Annotated in this window: 13 protein-coding genes and 1 pseudogene; 6 read left to right on the top strand and 8 right to left on the bottom strand. The window is 71.2% G+C overall.

Features of this window, described 5'->3' with window-relative positions; all coding sequences use genetic code 11:
* Positions 1–180 precede the first annotated feature (180 nt).
* From OGH68_RS03185 to OGH68_RS03170, 4 genes are all read right to left on the bottom strand, one after another.
* Complete coding sequence (locus tag OGH68_RS03185) at positions 181–1,548, bottom strand: GH1 family beta-glucosidase (RefSeq protein WP_264241774.1); 1,368 nt, start codon at positions 1,546–1,548, stop codon at positions 181–183.
* A 46-nt stretch (positions 1,549–1,594) separates the two neighbouring features.
* The gene (locus OGH68_RS03180; RefSeq protein ID WP_264249880.1) at positions 1,595–2,434 is read right to left on the bottom strand and encodes a carbohydrate ABC transporter permease; all 840 of its coding nucleotides are present in this window, start codon (positions 2,432–2,434) and stop codon (positions 1,595–1,597) included.
* A 64-nt stretch (positions 2,435–2,498) separates the two neighbouring features.
* Entirely contained in the window at positions 2,499–3,494 is a 996-nt protein-coding gene (locus OGH68_RS03175; protein ID WP_264249879.1) for a carbohydrate ABC transporter permease, read from the bottom strand.
* A gap of 11 nt (positions 3,495–3,505) precedes the next feature.
* Positions 3,506–4,822: an ABC transporter substrate-binding protein gene (locus OGH68_RS03170; RefSeq protein WP_264241773.1), complete on the bottom strand. Its 1,317-nt coding sequence runs from the start codon at positions 4,820–4,822 to the stop codon at positions 3,506–3,508.
* Between the two features lie 182 nt (positions 4,823–5,004).
* On the opposite strand from OGH68_RS03170, the gene OGH68_RS03165 reads away from it, so the two are divergent.
* The 3 genes and pseudogenes from OGH68_RS03165 to OGH68_RS03155 all read left to right on the top strand — a co-directional run bounded on the left by OGH68_RS03165 (position 5,005) and on the right by OGH68_RS03155 (position 8,029).
* Positions 5,005–6,294, top strand: coding sequence for an ROK family transcriptional regulator (locus tag OGH68_RS03165; RefSeq protein WP_264241772.1), 1,290 nt, complete (start codon positions 5,005–5,007; stop codon positions 6,292–6,294).
* Positions 6,295–6,356: 62 nt separating this feature from the next.
* A pseudogene (locus OGH68_RS03160) lies at positions 6,357–6,907 on the top strand (glycoside hydrolase family 3 N-terminal domain-containing protein); the annotation flags it as partial.
* Between the two features lie 81 nt (positions 6,908–6,988).
* Complete coding sequence (locus OGH68_RS03155) at positions 6,989–8,029, top strand: LacI family DNA-binding transcriptional regulator (RefSeq protein WP_264241771.1); 1,041 nt, start codon at positions 6,989–6,991, stop codon at positions 8,027–8,029.
* Between the two features lie 234 nt (positions 8,030–8,263).
* On the opposite strand, the gene OGH68_RS03150 is transcribed toward OGH68_RS03155, so the two are convergent.
* Positions 8,264–10,459 (bottom strand): discoidin domain-containing protein, encoded by a 2,196-nt coding sequence (locus OGH68_RS03150; protein WP_264241770.1) that lies wholly within the window; start codon positions 10,457–10,459, stop codon positions 8,264–8,266.
* 399 nt (positions 10,460–10,858) lie between these two features.
* On the opposite strand from OGH68_RS03150, the gene OGH68_RS03145 reads away from it, so the two are divergent.
* Positions 10,859–11,722, top strand: coding sequence for a class II glutamine amidotransferase (locus tag OGH68_RS03145; protein WP_264249878.1), 864 nt, complete (start codon positions 10,859–10,861; stop codon positions 11,720–11,722).
* 349 nt (positions 11,723–12,071) lie between these two features.
* Here the strand turns inward: OGH68_RS03145 and OGH68_RS03140 are convergent, their stop codons facing one another.
* The 3 genes from OGH68_RS03140 to OGH68_RS03130 all read right to left on the bottom strand — a co-directional run bounded on the left by OGH68_RS03140 (position 12,072) and on the right by OGH68_RS03130 (position 15,747).
* Positions 12,072–12,557 (bottom strand): hypothetical protein, encoded by a 486-nt coding sequence (locus OGH68_RS03140; RefSeq protein WP_264241769.1) that lies wholly within the window; start codon positions 12,555–12,557, stop codon positions 12,072–12,074.
* Between the two features lie 137 nt (positions 12,558–12,694).
* On the bottom strand, positions 12,695–15,043 hold the full coding sequence (locus OGH68_RS03135) for an ABC transporter permease (RefSeq protein WP_264241768.1): 2,349 nt from the start codon (positions 15,041–15,043) through the stop codon (positions 12,695–12,697).
* A complete protein-coding gene (locus OGH68_RS03130; protein ID WP_264241767.1) occupies positions 15,040–15,747 on the bottom strand; it encodes an ABC transporter ATP-binding protein in 708 nt (235 codons plus the stop codon). The genes OGH68_RS03135 and OGH68_RS03130 overlap by 4 nt, the downstream gene beginning before the upstream one ends.
* A gap of 162 nt (positions 15,748–15,909) precedes the next feature.
* Between OGH68_RS03130 and OGH68_RS03125 the strand changes: the two genes are divergently transcribed.
* A complete protein-coding gene (locus OGH68_RS03125; protein WP_264241766.1) occupies positions 15,910–17,247 on the top strand; it encodes a sensor histidine kinase in 1,338 nt (445 codons plus the stop codon).
* On the top strand, positions 17,244–17,942 hold the full coding sequence (locus OGH68_RS03120; protein WP_264241765.1) for a response regulator: 699 nt from the start codon (positions 17,244–17,246) through the stop codon (positions 17,940–17,942). Before OGH68_RS03125 ends, OGH68_RS03120 begins: the two co-directional genes overlap by 4 nt.
* The last annotated feature ends 80 nt before the right edge of the window (positions 17,943–18,022 follow it).

Genomic DNA, 18,022 nt, shown 5'->3' with positions numbered 1-18,022 from the left:
ACCTCTTCTGCACCACGTCCGCGCTCGGTTCCGTCGAGGCGCACGGACTTCTCCACCGCCACTGTGGCACCTCCGCGGCCGACTGGCTCGCGAGCGGCGCGATGGACACACCGACGGCCGGTGCGCGGCCGGGGCCGGGGCCGGTGAGCGGCCGCGGCCCCGGCGGACCCGGTCGGGTGGTCAGGCCGCCCGGCCGGACCGGGCCGCCGCATGGGCGCGGATCAGGCCGGCGTAGTGGTGGCCGCTGCCCTTGACGGTGCGGCGCTGGGTGGCGTAATCGACGTGGACCAGGCCGAAGCGCTTGTCGTAGCCGTACGCCCACTCGAAGTTGTCCAGCAGCGACCAGGCGAAGTAGCCGGCCAGCGGGGCGCCCTTGCCGGCGGCGCGGGCGCAGGCCGCCAGATGCTCCTCCAGATAGCGGGCGCGCTCGGGGTCGTCGACGGTGCCGTCGGCGCGCACGGTGTCCGGGTAGGCCGAGCCGTTCTCCGTGACGTAGATCCTGCGGGCGCCGTACTCGTCGGTGAGGCGGAGCAGCAGAGCCTCGAGGCCGTTCGCGTCGACCTCCCAGTCCATGCCGGTGCGCCGTACACCCGGTCGGGCGATCTGCCGGGCGAACGGCGCGGGGCCCGTGGGGTCGTCGGTCACCACGGCCGGGAAGTAGTAGTTGAGCCCGAGCCAGTCCAGCGGCGCGGCGATCGTCTCCATGTCACCGGGCCGCTCGGGCAGTTCCACGCCGTACACGTCGAGCATGTCGGCCGGGAAGCCGCGGCCGTGGACGGGGTCGAGCCACCAGCGGTTGGTGTGGCCGTCCATCCGGCGGGCGGCGGCCAGATCCGCCTCACTGTCGCTCGCCGGTGCCACGGTGGACAGGTTGTTGACGATGCCGATCTGCGCGCCGGGCGCGGCCGCCCGGATCGCCTGGGCGGCCAGGCCGTGTCCGAGCAGCAGGTGGTACGAGGCGCGGACGGCGGCGGTGAGGTCGGTCAGACCGGGCGCCATTCTGCCCTCCAAGTGCCCGATCCAGGCCGAGCACAGCGGCTCGTTGAGCGTGGCCCAGTGGCTGACGCGGTCGCCGAGCCGTTCGGCGACGGCGGAGGCGTAGGCGGCGAGGTGGTGCGCGGTGTCGCGCTTCGGCCAGCCGCCGCGGTCCTGGAGGACCTGCGGCAGGTCCCAGTGGTAGACGGTCACGGACGGGGTGATGCCCGCCTCGAGGAGTCCGTCGACCAGCTGGTCGTAGAAGTCGAGCCCGCGGGTGTTGACCGGGCCGTCGCCGCCGGGCACGACGCGCGGCCAGGCGACGGAGAGGCGGTATGCGTTCGTGCCGAGCTGCTGCATCAGCGCGATGTCCTCGCGCCAGCGGTGGTAGTGGTCGCAGGCGACGTCACCGTTGTCGTCGTGGTCGATCTTGCCGGGCGTGTGCGAGAACGTGTCCCAGATGGACGGCGACCGGCCGTCCTCCGCGGCCGCGCCCTCGATCTGGTAGGCCGATGTGGCGGTGCCCCAGGCGAAGTCGTGGGGGAGGGCGGCGAGGTCGGTGAACTCGGTCACGAACGTCCTTTCCGAAGGAGAGCAGGGGGGTGGCAAGGTGCGCCGGTCACTTCACGGCGCCGGCGGTGAGCCCGGTGACCAGATAGCGCTGGAGCAGCAGGAAGCCCGCCACCACGGGGACGGAGACGACCAGCGAGGCGGCCATGATCTGGTTCCAGTACACGTCGTTCTGTGTCGAGTAGCCCTGGAGGCCGACGGCCAGGGTCCTGGTCGTGTCGTTCGTCATGACGGAGGCGAAGAGGACCTCGCCCCACGCGGTCATGAACGCGTAGACGGCGACGGCGACGATCCCCGGGACGGCGGCCGGCACGACGACACGGAACAGTGCCTTCACCGGTCCGCAGCCGTCGACGAGCGCGGCCTCGTCCAGCTCCCTGGGGACCGAGTCGAAGTAGCCGATCAGCATCCAGATGGAGAAGGGGAGCGAGAACGTCAGGTAGGTGAGGATCAGCCCGCCGCGCGAGCCGAAGAGGGCGACGCCGGTCGTGTTGCCGATGTTGACGAAGATGAGGAAGAGCGGCAGCAGGAACAGGATGCCCGGGAACATCTGTGTCGACAGCACGGAGACGGTGAACAGCCTTTTGCCCCGGAAGCGGTAGCGGCTGACGGCGTACGCCGCGAAGACGGCGATGACGACCGAGCAGACGGTGGCCGCGCCCGCCACGATCAGCGAGTTCATGAAGTACCTGGCCAGCGGGACGGTCCCCCAGATGTCGACGTAGGGGCGGATCGTCAGCCCGCTCGGCATCCAGCGGAACTCGCCCGAGACGTCCTCCAGCGGTTTGAGTGAGCTGGAGACCATGACGTAGACGGGCAGCAGCACGAAGCCGGTCAGCAGGGTCAGGAAGACCCGGCGCGTCCACAGGAACGAACGCGGCGCTGCCATCGGGGACCGGTGCACCCGGGGCCGGTGTGCCGTGGCGTCGGCCGTCGGCCGGTGCGTCGTGGTGCTAGACATCGGACGCCTTCCTCCCGCGCGAGGTGACAACCAGGTACACGGCGGTCACCAGCAGCAGGAAGCCCAGCAGCAGCACGGACATGGCGGAGCCCGTGCCGAAGTTCCAGGTGGCGAACGACGACTGGTAGATGTGGATGGAGATGAGGTTCGCCGCCTCCGGCGCCGCCTTGCCGAAGAGCACGAACGGCGTGTTGAAGTCGTTGAACGTCCACAGGAACAGCACCAGCACCAGCACCTGGTTGACCGGCCGCAGCGACGGCAGGGTGATCCGCCGGATCTGCTGCCACACACCCGCCCCGTCGAGGGCAGCGGCCTCGTACAGCTCCCGCGGGATGTTCTGGAGACCCGCCATCACGATGAGGAAGGCGAACGGCCAGCCCTTCCACACGGAGACGATCAGCAGCGCCCAGAAGCTGTTGTCGCCGATCAGCCAGAACGACGGGCTGTCGGTGAGGCCCAACTGGTCGTGCAGCACATGGTTGATCAGGCCGTTGTCGCGCTGGAACATGAACGCCCAGGTGATCACGGCGGCGTAGACGGGCAGCGCGTACGGGACGAGGAACAGCGCCCGCAGGTAGCCGCGGCCCTTGAAGCTCTCCTGCATGCAGACCGCGGCGGCGGTCCCCAGCAGCCAGCACAGCGCGACCGACAGGACGGTGAACAGGCACGTGGTGACGAACGATGTGAGCAGGGCCTCGCCTACGGGGGCGTCGAAGTCGACGGCGACCTCGAAGTTGTCCAGCCCGGACCAAGGGGCCGCCCCCCAGTCGCGGAGGTGGAACTGGGTCAGCTCCTTGAAGCTCATCGCGATACCGAGGGCGATCGGCACCAGATGGATCAGGAGTTCCAGGAGAAGGGCCGGGAGCAGCAGGAGGTACGGCAGTGCGGAGCGCCGCAGCCGCCCGGGGCGGCGCGGGCCACGCGCCGCCCCGGGGGTGTCCTTGCGCACGGCCCGCTCCCGCACTTCCGGGTCGACGGTCGTGTTCATGAGGGTGTCACTCACTGCTGCGGCATCTGCTGCTGCGCCTTGGCCAGTTCGGCCTTGACGGACTCGGTGGTCACCGGCTTGCCGCCGGCGGCCGCGGCGAACAGATTCTTGACCGCGGTGCCGACGACGGTCTCGAACTGCGACTCGCTCGGCACCTGGGGGAGCGGGGCGGCGCTGGTGGCGAGGGTGTCGCGGAGCACCTTCAGCTCGGGGCGGTCGAAGGCAGGGTCGTTCTGGGCGGCCTTGACCGGCGGTATCGAGCCGTACGTCGTGCAGAGGATCCGCTGCTCCTCGTCGCTGGTCATGAACTTCATGAACTCGAGGGCGCCGTCGAGGTTGTCGGTGTTCTTGAAGACGGCCATGTTGATGCCGGCGACCATGGAGTTGACCTGCCGGCCCTGGCCGGGCGTGCCGGACTGCACGGGCACCGGGGCCACGCCCCACTCGTCGTCGCTCATGCCCTGGGACTTGAAGGTGGAGGCGGCTGCCTGCCACAGCACCATCGCCGTCTTGTCGTTGGCGAAGTCGCTGAGCGACTGGTTCTGGGCGTACTCGGCGTTGCCCGGGGCGACGATCTTGTCGGTGGCCATGAAGTCCACGTACTGCTTGACGGCCGCCACCGCGCCGTCGGAGGTGAAGTCGGCCTCGCCGGAGGCGTCGAAGAACTCGGCGCCGTGCTGCTTGCCGAGGACGAACACCTGGTGGATGTTGTTGGACAGGTTGGCGCCCTCCGCGCCGAGCGCCCACTTGCCGTCCCGGGACAGCTTCTTGCCGGTGGCGACCAGCTCGTCCCAGGTGGCCGGCGGCTTCTCGATGCCCGCGTCGGCGAACATCTTCTTGTTGTAGTAGAGGGCGTACGACATCGAGTACAGCGGCACGGCCGCCGGGTCGGAGCCGGTCGCGCCGGTGGAGGCGAGGGCCGCTTCGACGAACCGGTCCCTGCCGCCGATCTTCGCGAGGTTCTTCTCGTCCCACGGCAGCAGCGCCCCGGTCGACTGGAGGGACGCCGACCAGGTGTTGCCGATGTTGAGTACGTCGGGGCCCTGACCGGAGGTGGTGGCGGTCATGATCCGGGTGAGGAGGTCGGACCAGGGGACGACTTCGAGTTCGACCTCGATGCCGGTCCGCTCCTCGAACTTCTTCAGCTCGGGTTCCAGGATCTTCTTGTCGGCCTCGAGGTCGGGGCCCTGGTTGGACGCCCAGTAGGTGAGGGTCTTCGGGGACGCGTCGGAGCCACCACCGGTCGGTGAGCCGCCGCCGCAGGCGGTGGCGGTGGCGAGCAGGGAGACGGCGATCGCACCACGGGCTACGGCTCTGAATCTGTGCATGGCTCCAGGTGTCCCTTCCATCGGGAGCATCGGGCGCCGCGGGCAGGGGGCCGGCGGAACGCGGCACGACTCCTGGATGACCTCACGGCTTAATTTAGGACGTGAGTTAAGCTTCTGGGGGCGACCGCGTCAAGGGCTGGCGCGAAGGTGACGTCCGAGCGCGCGGATCCGAGGAGCACTGCATGGCTGGACAGGCCGGACGGACGGTCAACGACCTGCGGCGGAGCAACCGTGCCGCGGTACTGCAACGGTTGTACTTCGACGGGTCGATGAGCCGCCAGGCGCTCGGGCCCGCAACCGGGCTCAGCTCCGGCACCATCAGCAACGTCGTCGGTGAACTCGCCGCGGACGGCCTGGTGGAGGAGGCCGGCAGTGTCGACTCCGGCGGCGGCCGTCCGCGCACGCTGCTGCGCATCGTCCCCGCGAGCGGCCATCTGATCGGCGTCGACGTCGGCGAGACCCGGGTGCGCGTCGAACTCTTCGACCTGACCCTCACCGAACTCGCGCGCGCCGAACGGGTGCTGACCGGCCACGGGTACGACGTCGGCGTCATCGTGGAACACATCCGCGACGCCATCGGCGACGTGCTGCGCCACGCGGGGACGACCGCCGGACACCTCGTCGGCGTCGGTGTGGGCGTGCCGGGCATCGTGGCCCGGACGCCGCAGGACGGGGCGGTCGTCCACGGCCAGACCATCGGCTGGGACGCCGTGCCGCTGGAGGCGCTGCTGCGCGACGCGTGCGGACTGCCGGACACCGTGCCGTACTTCATCGAGAACGGCGCCAGGACGCTGGGGCAGGCGGAGATGTGGTTCGGGGCCGGACGCGGTGCGCAGAGCGTGGCCGTGATCCTCTTCGGTTCGGGTGTGGGCGCCTGCCACGTGACGGACGTGGCCGAACAGGGCCGCGCCCTCGAATGGGGCCACCTCACCGTCAAGGTGCAGGGGCGCAGGTGCCGTTGTGGCGCCCTCGGGTGCCTGGAGGCGTACGCGGGCGCGGAGGCGCTGCTGGAACGGTGGCGGGAGGCCGGCGGATGCCCCCCGGAGGGCTCCGACGAGGAGACCGCGCTCGGGGCCCTGCTGGCCGCGGCGTATCCGGCCGGAGAAGGGGCCGCCGATCCCGTGGCGCTGGCGGTGCTCCAGGAGACGGCCGAGTACCTGGGCGCCGGGCTCTCCGGCCTCATCAATCTCTTCCAGCCCGAACGGATCCTCATGGGCGGCTGGGCCGGGCTCGAACTCGGCCCCCGGTTCCTCGCCGCCGTGCGCGAGTACGCCACCGCGTACTCGCTGGGCTACCCGGCCGGACGCGTGACGATCGATCTCGGCGCCCTGGGACCCGACGCGGTGACGCTGGGCGCGGCGACCCTGCCGCTCGCCCACTTCCTCGCGGCCGGCGGCCGAAGAGCCAGGCCGGCCCGCGAGATCGTCGCGCCGGCCTGGCGGGCCGCCCTGGAGGGACGAGCGGTCCATTGACAGGTCGCAGTGGTGTTCCCCGTCTCGGAGAGCGCTCTCCGGCGGTGTGGGGGGAACACCACATGGCCGAGGACGGCCTGGCCCGGCTGATCGACAAACTGGACACCCGGCAGAAGATCCGCCTGCTCACGGGGGCGACCACCTGGGACACCCACGCGGAGTCGGCGGCCGGCCTGGCCGCCCTCACCCCCTCCGACGGCCCGGCGGGCGGGCGCGGAGACTCCTGGGACGAGCGGAACACCTCCGCCCTGCCGCCCTCTGCCTCCGCGCTCGGCGCGATGTGGGACGACGACCTCGTCGGACGCCTCGGCGGGCTGCTGGCCGCCGAGGCGAGGCGCAAGGGCGTGCACGTGCTCCTCGCGCCACCCTCAATCTGCACCGGTCGCCCCTCGGCGGCCGCCACTTCGTGTGCTTCTCGGAGGACCCGCTGCTCGCGGGCCGCACCGGAGCCGCCCTGATCCGGGGCATCCAGGCGCACGGCGTCGCCGCCACCGCCGAGCACTACGTCGCAGGCGACTCCGAGATCCAACGCCTCACGGTCGACGTACGCGTCGACGCGCGTGCCCTGCGGGAGGTGTACCTGGCCCCCTTCGAGGCCGCCGTCCGGGCCGGTCCGCCGGGGACCTGCCGCTGACCAGCACGCTCGCCGTCACCGCCGCGGAGGCCGGCCGCCTCGGCCGATAGGGTGCGGTGCATGACCAGACAGGCGCCCACCCTGGAGGACGTGGCCCGCGAGGCGGGAGTCTCCCGCGCCACCGTCTCCCGTGTCGTCAACGGCGTCCGCAACGTGGACCCCGCCATCCAGGACGCCGTACGCACCGCGATCCGCAGCACCGGCTACGCCCCCAACCGTGCGGCGCGTTCCCTGGTGACCCGCCGCGCCGAGACCATCGCGCTGGTCGTCTCCGGCGCCGGGGACGACTCGGAGACCGAGCAGAACGCGTTCGCGGCGCGGGCACTGGCCGACCCCTTCTTCGGCCGCGTCGTCAGCGGCGTCGTCGGCTTCCTGCGGCCACGGTCCATGTACCCGGTGCTGATGTTCGCGGAGACGGAGGCCGCCCGTCAGCAGGTGGTGGCGTATCTGCGCCAGGGCAGCGCGGACGGCGCGCTCGTCTTCTCCACCCGTGCCGAGGACCCTCTGCCCGCGCTCCTCGCGTCCGAGGGCCTGCCCTGCGCGCTGTTCGCCCGTCCGCTGCCGCAGGCGCCCGTCAGTTTCGTCGACGTCGCGCACCGCGAGGGAGCGCAGCTGGCCGCCGAGCATCTGCTGGGGCGCGGCTGCCGGCGGATCGCCACGGTGGCCGGACCGCTGGAACTGCCCGCCGCCCAGGACCGGCTGGCCGGTTTCCGCGACACCATGGCCCGCCACGGCCGGCCCTGGATACCCGTCGCCGAGGGACGGTTCACCGTCGACAGCGGTGCCGCCGCCATGAACCGGCTGCTGAGCGAGCACCCCGACATCGACGGTGTCTTCGCGGCCAACGACCTGATGGCCCAGGGCGCGTGCGAGGCGCTGCGCGAGAGCGGCCGCCGGGTGCCGGACGACGTGGCGGTCATCGGCTTCGACGACTCCAGTGCGGCCCTCGCCTGCCGGCCGCCGCTGACCACGGTCCGGCAGCCGGTGCAGGAGATGGCGGCCACCATGGCCCGGCTGCTCCAGGAACAGATCGAGGGCATCCGGACCGAGCCCACCTCCGTCGTCTTCGACGCGGAGCTGGTGATCCGGGATTCCGCGTAGTGCTGTGCGGGGCCCGTTCCGCCGCGGCCGGAACGGCCCCTTGCCGCATACGGCTCACGGCAGCTCGTACTGCGCGTTCAGCGCCGCCCCGGCCCGGGCCGGGGCGCCCTCGGTGACGATGCACGGCGTCGTGTAGCAGGTGCACGTTGCACTGCGCCTCCAGTTCGGTGCGCGCCATGCACGGACCTTGGCCGGCCCCCGGTCGGCGGGACCAGGGACCGGCCGCAGGCGCGGTCAGGGGAACGAGACGACCGTGGACGGCACGGTGGACGTGCCGGAGGTCGGTGAACCCGTCTGGTTGATCACATGCTCGTAGTGGCCGTTTCCGCCGAGCGAGACCACCAGCAGATGGTGGAACCTCACGCCCGGCTTCACCGGGGCCCGGAAGCCATGCTCCTGACGGATGGTGGGGTCGACGTTGTAGTAGCAGTAGCTGCCCATGCCCCACCCCTCGTGGGTGTCGACCGAGTCGTCGACGCGGTAGGCGGCGTAACCCTTGGTGCTGCCGTTCTGGATGGCCGCCTGGTTCGGCGCGTCGTACGCCTTCTCGTTCTGGAAGAAGATCGTCCGGCCGCGCTCGCCGTACCACTCCACGTCGTACTTGTTGAAGTGCTCCACGAACAGGCCCGTGGCCAGCACGTCGTCACCGTTGACGCGGACGCCGTAGTCGGCCCGGTTGGTCTCCCAGCCGACGCCCTCGCCGTGGTCGGCGCGCCACACCCAGGTGTGGTCGATGATGACGTCGTCGCTGTTGACCACGATGCTGGTGGTCGCCTTGCCGGGACCCGCCCCGCCGATGCGGATGTAGACGTCCTGCACCGTCGTCGGGTCGGCGGCGTGGTCGGCGGTGGCGTTCTCGCCGCCGACCTCCAGCAGGGTGGGCGAGTTGACCGGCCCTGCGTCGATCAGGAAGCCCGCGAGGCGGACGCCGTCGACGTCGGCGACCTTCATGGCGGTGACGCCGTTGTCGGGGATGATCGTGGCCAGCCCGAGGCCCAGCACGATCGTGCCCGGGCGGTTGACCTCGATCGTCCGGTCCACGTGGTAGACACCGGGGGTGAAGAGCAGGTGCAGGCCCTGCGCGAGCGCCGCGTTGATGGTGGCGGCGGTGGCGCCGGGCTTGACGACGTAGAACTGGTCCAGCGGAACCGACCGGCCCTGCGGGGTGCCGGAGGCCCAGGTGGTGCCGCGGGCGCCGGTCCGCTTGTCCGGGGCGAACACCTTGTACGTGTCGCCGTCCAGGTAGAGGAACGGCTTCTCGCGGGAGATCGGCGTCGTGTCGAGCGTCGTGTACGGCGGGTCGGGGAAGCCGGTGGCGGGGGCGCCCTCCACGCCCGAGAACGTCATGTTCCACACGCCGTTGGTCCAGCCGCCGACCGAGCTGTCGCGGGTGTACCACTGCTGCTGCGAGTACGGCCCGACGGTACCGTCGATCTTGCTGTCGGCGATGTAGCCGCCGCTGGCCCAGCCGTACCCGCTCGGTGCGAGGTTGAGCCCGCCCTTGACGTGCATACGGCGGAACGAGGCCGCCTGTGACACGGCCCAGCGGTTGGTCCCGCTGACCGGGTTCAGGGCGAGGTTCTCCGCGGCCCGCCAGAAGTTCTGGGTGGCATTGCCCTCGAACCAACCGGCGTCGACGGTCACGTCCCCGTTGATGGTGGTGTCGTCCGGCCTCAGGCCGAGGCCCGCGATCTGGGTGTAGAAGCCGATCTGCGCGTTGAGGCCGTTGTACGTGCCCGGCTTGAAGAAGAAGGCATGGCGGCCGGAGCCGAACTGGGCCGACTCCTGCTGCCGGAACACCTCGTCGAGCTTGGCCTGGATGCCCGGTGTCGACGGGTCGAAGACATGGACGTTCGGGCCCAGGTCGCCGCCGCCCGGGATGACCGGGCCGTCCCCGCCGGTCGAGCCGAACACCTTGAACTCCCAGAGCGAGTAGCCCCATTGCGTGGCGCGCGCGGTGCCTGTCATCCGCACATGACGGGCCGTACCGGAGATGTCGACGGTCTCCGTGCCGCCGCCCCCGCTCGTGGTCGAGTAGGCCGTCGACCAGGTGTTCCCGTCCGTCGACAGCTCGATGCGGTAAGCCTCGGCGTACGCGGTCTCCCAGCGCAGTTCGACCTGGCTGAGCGCCGCCGGTGCGCCCAGGTCCACCTGGATCCACTGCGGATCGGAGTGGGCGCTCGACCACCGGGTGCCGTTGTCGCCGTCGACGGCGTGCGCCGCCGGTGTGCCGTTGTGTTCCTGGCTGGAGGTGGTGACCGGCTTGCCCTGGGAGAGCAGCACGGGTGCGGCGTGTGCGGTGGTGGCGGGTGCGAAGGCGAGCAGGGTGGCCACCAGCGCGGTGACGACCGCCCCCGTGAGGCCTCGCCGCCAGGTGGTGTCGGGTGGTCTCGGTCGCGTCGGCGCGACCGGTGTGCCGGCTGCGGGCATGAACCGTTCTCCTCAGGCTTGGTCGGAGCTTGTGATGGGAGAGCGCTCTCCGGTCGGAGAGACTGCCTGTCGCCGCCGGGTGTGGTCAATACATGCGACACGCCTTTTCTTTAGGCTTGCCTTTAAGCCTGAACTTTTGCGGAGGGAGGCGCGCCGGGTTCCCGTCGGGGCCTTCCGCGCCCCTGGCGGAGCATCAGCCGGGCACCCACCGCTCCGGGTCCCGTATGCGATCCACCCGGGCGCCGCATGGCCGTCGACCCGGTTCCCGTAGGCCCTCGACCCGGGTCCTGCGTGGCGATCACCCCGCGGGGCAGGCGACGATGGAGGGGCCGGCCCGTGTTGCTCCCGGCCCAGGAGCCCGGGTCGGCGGCCGGGGGCGGAGAGGAGTGGTGGTCCCAGATGTGCCGGTGGCTTGCCTACACGGGGACGCCCGTGCTGCTCGACTCCGTGCTCTACCGCCCCGCCCACTCCCTCATCGACCAGAGCCTGCACGCCAGGATGGGCGTCGAGACGACCAACGGTGACGGCTTCGGCATCGGTTGGTACAGCCCCGGCATGGACACCCCGGCCGTGATCCGGGAGACGGGCCCCGCGTGGAACAACCGCAACCTCCGCGAGATCTCGGCACACGTCCGCTCCCACCTGTTCTTCGCCCACATCAGGGCGTCGACCGGTTCGGCCATCCAGCAGACCAACTGCCACCCCTTCCGGCACGGGCGTTGGCTGTGGATGCACAACGGGGCGATCGCCGACTTCCACCGGCTGCGCCGTGACCTGTGCCTGGTCATCGACCCGTCGCTGTTCGCCGACATCGAGGGCTCCACCGACTCCGAGGTCATGTTCTTCCTGGCGCTCACCTTCGGCCTTGACCAGGACCCACTGACGGCCGTGGCCCGCATGGCGGGACACGTGGAGCAGCTGGGCCGCCGGCACGGCGTGGATCACCCGCTCCAGATGACCGTCGCGGTGACGGACGGGGAGCAGCTCTGGGCCTTCCGGTACTCCAGCGAGCGGCGCTCGCGGTCCCTCTACTACAGCGCCGAGGTCGACACACTCCGCGCGCTGCACCCCGATCTGGAGTTCCTGAGCGGGCTGTCCCCCGAGACACGCCTCGTGGTGTCGGAACCGCTCAGCGGCCTCCAGGGAGCGTGGAACGAGTTTCCCGAGAGCAGCTGCGGTCTCGTCGGCGCGGGCGCGGACTTCGTACAGGACTTCGTCCCGCTGACGGCGGACGGCGAACTGCCGCACCACGCGCTGCGCTGACCTCCGTCGGCGCTCCTCGGAACCGGTCTCGTTCACCGGGTCTGCGGGGCCGGGGCGTGCCTGCCCGGCCCCGTACTCCGCGCCGCCGCCGACAGGCTCTGCAACCACGTACCGGAGGTGAAGGAGCTTCGGAACTCCCGTGTCCCGCGCCAGTTGGCAGCCAACCAGCCGACCGACCCCCACCGCTCCTTGGACACTGTTGGCGAATCCAGGGCTGGACGTGACGTCGGCCTTCATGACCCGTTGTGGTCGTGAAGGCCGACGTTGCGTTCGGGGAGGGTGTCGGTGTCGTTGCACGCCAGGAAGGTTGGCGGGGTTCCTGAGGAGACGGCTCGGGTGGCCCGGGCCATCAGTCCCATGAGTTGAAGAGTGTTGCGCCAAGGGTCTCCGGCCGCCAGTGCTTGATCTGACGCCACTCCGTCGCAGACAGAGCAGAGGTGTCCGACTCCGTCAGCGGCAACAGGAGCTGTGCTGCGCTCAAGACGACAAAGCCGACGTCGGTGAGGACGGTGGCCCAAGCGGGAGGTTCCTGGAACTCGTCGGTGTACCAGTAGCGCCGGTCTCCGACGAAGGCAATCAGCGGGTGGTGAGCGTGGAACAGCGCGCTGTGTGTGCCGTCCCGATCGCTGATCCTGGCGCTGTGGAAGTTCTGCGGGTATTCCTGCTCCGTGAAGTCCTCGACCTGCCCGCCCGCAGCCCGCGCCGCAGCCCGCGCCGCGGCATGCCAGGCGGCACGGCATGTCCTGGGATCAGTACTCGGCAGGGGCGGGTCACTCCAGTCGCGGAACCCGGTTACACCCAGCTCCAAGCGGAAGGCGACCTGCGAGTCCTCCACGTTCACCCCTCCGAGCAGGCCGTTACAACCTTGATGGCACAAACCTACTGATCAACAACCTCCGTTGGCACAGGAAATTCGCCAACAGTGTCCTCCTTGCGCCGGGGGCCGGAGGCACGAGCTGCGAACCCGGCCTCCTATTCGGTGCGCAGGGCCGTGGCGGTTCGGGCCGTGGCGGCCGAGCCGGCGGGCAGGAGAGCGCCCAGGGTGGCGATGAGCAGGCCGCCGAGTGAGAGCGGGAGCAGTTCGGCCCCGTGGTAGACGGCGATGACGGAACCGGGGAGGCGGAGCCCCACGCTGTCGCCCATCGCGGGGATGACCCAGCCGTGCAGGGCCACGCCGAGCGGCACGCCCAGAGCGCCTGCGACCAGTCCGGTCACGACGACCGAGGTGAGGACCATCGCGATGGTCTGCCGGGGGGTCATGCCGAGCGCCTTGTGCACACCGATCTCCCGGACCCGCTCGCGGGTGTCGAGCAGCACGCCGTTCAGCACGCCGAGCGCGGCGACGACGACGAGCATCAGCGTGAGGATCACGGACAGCGCGTTGAGCGTGACGACCATGTCGCCGCCCGCGTCGAGCCCGCCGGCCCGCGCGGTGACACCCAGCGGTGCCAGGTCCGAGTTCAGCGCGGCGACGTAGCCGGACACGTCGGTGCCTGGCACGACCGCGATGTGATGGCTCGTTTCCGTCAGGTCGGGATGTGCGGCCGTGAGGGTCGTGGCGTCGGTGAAGACCTGCCTGCCGTCGTTGCGGGGGTCGAGGACCTCGCCGACGATCCGGACCGTGACCGGCTCGGCCAGGCCGTTCAGGGTGACGGTGTCGCCGATGCGGGTGCCGGTGGCGGCCAGGAAGGGGGTCGGGACCACGGCCTCGCCCGGCTTGTCGATCCAGCGGCCCGAGACCATCGTGTAGCCGCCCCAGGAGGCGTCGCCGGTGAAGGCGATCACGTCGATGATGCCGGTCAGGCCGGACATGGTCGCCCGTACCGTCGCGGCCCTGTAGTACTTCCCGGTCCCGGCGGCGGCCTCGACGGCCGCGGCGACTGCGGGGAGATCGGCCTTGGGCTGCGTCCCGGCTCCAGAACCTCGGGGCCCGAAGTCCGGGAGGGGCGCGGGCACGACGACATCGGCGGCGTCGTGGGCCTTTGCTTTCATCACCTCGCCGAGCGAGGCGCCCATCCCCACGGCGAACGTGACGGCGATGGCGCCGAACAGGATCGCCGTGCCCATGGCCAGCGCGCGGGCGGGCCGCGCGAAGGGCCGGGCCAGCCCCAGGGCGACCGGCTGCGGCAACGGCAGCTGTCCGGCCAGGCGGGCGGCCCACCGGCCGCGCCCCGCCGAAGCGGTACGCCCGACGGCGAGCGCATCGACCGTACGCAGCCGGCCGGCCCGCCAGGCGCTCGCCCACGCGGTCGCCGCCACCAGACCGAGCAGCCCGGCGATCACCGCCACGTCGACCCAGGGGGCGATGGCCAGGGACGAGGTGCCGTAGACCTCCTCGGTCTCGGCCAGTACGGGCACGGCGAGCAGGTGTCCGGCGAGAACACCGAGGGCCGTGCCGACGGCGGCCGGGACCAGCGCCTGACCCACGTAGGCTCGCACGACCTGGGCCGGGGTGAAGCCGACCGACTTGAGGATGCCGATACGGCGCGTTCCCGTGCCGACGGCCGACGCGACGACGTTGCCGACGACGAGCACCGACATGACCAGGCCCAGGACGCCGAACGCGATGAGGAAGGGGACGTAGACGGCGGTGTCGCGCTCGGCGCCCTTCTTGACGGTGAGCCAGGACTGTTCGCCGACGGCCGTCCCCCGCGGCAGGGATGCCGTCACGGCCTCGCCCCCCGCGCTGATCTGCGCGTCGGTGCCCGCGTCGGCGAAGCGGTAGAGCATCTGGTGTCCGCCGCTGCCGGGAGCGGTGAGCGCCGGCATCTGGGACGGAACCACCCACGCGTCGGCGGTCCGCGTGACCGAGCGGGCCACACCGACCACGGTGAGGGTCGGACCGCCGGACAGATCGGGGAAGGCGATCTGCATGCCCATGGTCGGGAGGAGCGAGGAGTCGGCGGACAGCACGATCTCGCCGGAGCGCGTGGGCCACCGCCCGTCGAGCAGTGCCACCTTGTCCACGTCCTGCCCGGGATCGCCCCGGCCGACCACGGTCATCGGCCACGCGGGGCCCGCCCCGTCCGACCGCGGGGTGACCGTCGCCGTACGGAACGGCCCGGCCGCACTGCTCACTCCTTCGGCGTCCTTGGACTTCGACAACTGCCCGGCACTCACTCGGCCCGCGTCGAACTGCACGGACAGATGAGCGCCGTGCTGCTTGGCGAAGGCGTCGTCGAAGGGCGCGCCGGACACCACGAGGAGCGATCCGCCGAGGACGCAGGCGGCCACCGCCATCATCGTGGTGAGCCCGACAACCAGCGTCTGCACCCGGCGTCGTCCCACCCCCGAGCGCACCACCTTGCCGAGCGTGCTCATCGGACGGCCTGGGGCACGACGGCCTGCGACCGGACGTCCGCGATGATCCGGCCGTCGGCGATCTCGACCGTACGGTTCGTGCAGGACCGGGCCAGAGCCAGGTCGTGGGTGACCACGACGACGGTCTGGCCCTCGGCGTTGAGGCCGCTGAGCAGCCTGCTGACGTCCTGTCCGGCGGCCGTGTCCAGGGCCCCGGTCGGTTCGTCGGCCAGGAGCAGCGTCGGCCGGTTCATCAACGCCCGGGCCACCGCGACGCGTTGCCGCTCGCCGCCGGACAGCCGCCCCGGGTAGGCGCGGGCGTGCCGGTCGATGCCCAGCACTTCCAGGAGTTCCGCCGCCCGGCGCTCCGCCTCGCGACGTGCCGTGCCCGCGAGGCGTGCGGGCAGGGTGACATTGTCGGCGACGGTCAGATCGTCGAGCAGGTTGAAGAACTGGAAGACCATGCCGATCTTCGACCGCCGGTAGCGCGCCGATCCGGCTTCGCCCAGCCGGTCCACCCGCACCCCGTCCACGGTGACGGTCCCCGCGTCGGGCCGGTCCAGGCCCGCGATCAGATTGAGCAGCGTGGACTTGCCGCTGCCGGAAGGGCCGAGGATCGCGACGGCTTCGCCGCGCTGCACGGTCAGCGACGCCTCGTGCAGAGCGGGCGGGCCGTCGTCGTATCGGCGGCTCACCTCGCGCAATTCGATCACCGGCATGGTCATGAACGGCTCCTCAGGTACGGGCAGTCGGGTTGCGTGAACGCTAGGAGCGGGCCCGGCCCACACGCGTCGCCCGCCCGAACCCATTGCGGTACCGCGCCGGGACGAGGCCCCGGAAACGTCATCCCTGCGATGTAGGCGGGTGATGTATCCGGTGTCGTGGGAATGACCACCGGGGCGGACCCCGCGGGTCCGCGCGACGGCGACAATGAACCGGTGACGGACGTACGTACGACGCCGGCGCGGCTGCGGGAAACCGTCCGCCGGACGATCCGCGATGCCAGGCTTCCGACCGGTCCACCGCTGCGGCCCACCCGGCGCGCCTGGCAGTTCGACGCGCTGGTGGCACTGGGACTCGGAATCGCCACCGTCTACTACGGCGTCGACAACGTCGACAACGTCGTGGTGCGTGAGATCGCACCCGGCGTGGAGCGCGCCTTTCCACGCCCGTCCGGCCTCGGCGGCCTGGTTCTCATGGTGACCCTCGCGGTCATCGCCTCGGGTGCCCTGGCGCTGCGCCGCCGCTACCCGCTCGCCGTGCTCTGCATCGCGACGGCCGCGACTCTGGCGACACCGCAGAGTGTCCTGCGGCTGACCTTCTACGCGTTCGTCATCGCCGTCTACAGCGCCGCCGTGTACAGCCCCTACCGGGTGGCGACCCTGGCGGCGCTGCCGGTGTCGGTCGTTCTGGTCGGCACTTCGGGGAACTCGGTGACACCGATCGTCCCCAACGAATACATCGCCCTGCTGATCCTGGCCCCGATGGCCGTGGCCGCCGTCGGCCTGCGCACCTGGAAGCTCCGGACCGACGAGGGCCGAGCCCGGCTCTCCGCCCTGAAGCGCGAACAGGCGGAGGCGCTGCGCCGGGCCGTCGAGCACGAGCGGGCCAGGATCGCCCGCGAACTGCACGACGTCGTCACGCACAACGTCAGCGTGATGATCATCCAGGCGGGCGCCGCCCGCAAGATCATGAACACCTCCCCGGAGCAGGCCGGCGAGGCGCTGCTCGCCGTCGAGGCGGGCGGGCGCGCGGCGATGGCCGAGCTGCGCCACGTCATGGGACTGCTCACCATGACCGACGAGGGCGAGGGGACGGACACGGCGGCGGAGCTGACCCCGCAACCCGGCCTGAACCAGCTGGAAGCGCTGGTCGGACGGGTCCGGGACACCGGACTGCGCGTCGACCTGACCGTGACAGGACCACCCCGTGCCCTCCCGCCCGGTCTCGAACTCGCCGCCTACCGCGTGGTCCAGGAAGCCCTCACCAACACCGTGAAGCACGCGTCCGGCGCCACCGCCGCCGTGACCGTCGAATACGGCCCGCGGCGGCTCCGGGTGGAAGTCACCGACACCGGTGGACACCCGGCCGGGGCCGCCGGAAGCGGCCGGGGCCTGATCGGCCTGCGCGAGCGCCTCGCCGTCTACGACGGAACCCTGAACACCGGCCGACGCCTGACCGGCGGCTACCGTGTGGAGGCCCTGATCCCCTTGGAGACACCGTGACCGAGCCACTGCGTGTGCTCCTCGCCGACGACCAGACCCTGGTCCGCACCGGATTCCGGTTGATCCTCGGCGCCGACGGCATCGACGTCGTCGCCGAGGCGACCAACGGAACCGAAGCGGTCGAAGCGGTCCGTCGCACACGCCCCGACGTGGTCCTGATGGACGTCCGGATGCCCGAGATGGACGGCCTGGAGGCAACCCGCCGCATCCTCACCGGCGCCCCCGACGAACCCCGCGTCATCATCCTGACCACCTTCGACCTCGACCGATACGTCTACGCGGCTCTGTCCGCCGGGGCCAGCGGCTTTCTCCTCAAGGACGTCACCCCCGAGCATCTGACCGCGGCCGTCCGCACGGTCCGTACCGGCGACGCTCTGCTCGCGCCCGCCATCACCCGCCGCCTCGTGGAGCGGTTCACCCGGCGCGGCAGCGACACGGCCGCCCTCCACCGCGACCTCGCCTCGCTCACCCCGCGCGAACTGGAGGTCCTCGGCCTGCTGGCCCGAGGGCTGAGCAACGCCGAACTCGCCACCCGCCTCCACCTGGCCGAGGCGACGGTCAAGACGCACGTCGCCCGCATCCTCGCCAAGCTCGGGCTCCGTGATCGTGTCCAGGCCGTCATCGTCGCCTACGAGACAGGGCTGGTCAGCGCGGGTGAACGCGAGGCCGCCGAGCAGCCCACCGAGCGGACGTAGACCGGAGCCGGGGCTTGCCCGAACCGGGCGGATCGCCGTCCCCCCGCAGGACAGGTCATGATCGGCGCTGTTCCAGTTCT

This window comes from Streptomyces peucetius (assembly GCF_025854275.1).
In the GTDB taxonomy this organism is placed as follows: Bacteria; Actinomycetota; Actinomycetes; order Streptomycetales; family Streptomycetaceae; genus Streptomyces; species Streptomyces peucetius_A.
The sequence above is the reverse complement of the archived record's forward strand: the minus strand, read 5'-3'. Positions and strand labels throughout refer to the sequence as shown.

Excerpts from the sequence above, each read along its gene's own strand:
- OGH68_RS03130 (WP_264241767.1), bottom strand. The coding sequence starts at position 15,747 with ATGACCATGCCGGTGATCGAATTGCGCGAGGTGAGCCGCCGATACGAC.
- OGH68_RS03155 (WP_264241771.1), top strand. The coding sequence starts at position 6,989 with ATGACCAGACAGGCGCCCACCCTGGAGGACGTGGCCCGCGAGGCGGGA.
- OGH68_RS03180 (WP_264249880.1), bottom strand. The coding sequence starts at position 2,434 with ATGGCAGCGCCGCGTTCGTTCCTGTGGACGCGCCGGGTCTTCCTGACC.
- OGH68_RS03170 (WP_264241773.1), bottom strand. The coding sequence starts at position 4,822 with ATGCACAGATTCAGAGCCGTAGCCCGTGGTGCGATCGCCGTCTCCCTG.
- OGH68_RS03135 (WP_264241768.1), bottom strand. The coding sequence starts at position 15,043 with ATGAGCACGCTCGGCAAGGTGGTGCGCTCGGGGGTGGGACGACGCCGG.
- OGH68_RS03125 (WP_264241766.1), top strand. The coding sequence starts at position 15,910 with ATGACCACCGGGGCGGACCCCGCGGGTCCGCGCGACGGCGACAATGAA.
- OGH68_RS03150 (WP_264241770.1), bottom strand. The coding sequence starts at position 10,459 with ATGCCCGCAGCCGGCACACCGGTCGCGCCGACGCGACCGAGACCACCC.
- OGH68_RS03145 (WP_264249878.1), top strand. The coding sequence starts at position 10,859 with ATGTGCCGGTGGCTTGCCTACACGGGGACGCCCGTGCTGCTCGACTCC.
- OGH68_RS03175 (WP_264249879.1), bottom strand. The coding sequence starts at position 3,494 with ATGAACACGACCGTCGACCCGGAAGTGCGGGAGCGGGCCGTGCGCAAG.
- OGH68_RS03165 (WP_264241772.1), top strand. The coding sequence starts at position 5,005 with ATGGCTGGACAGGCCGGACGGACGGTCAACGACCTGCGGCGGAGCAAC.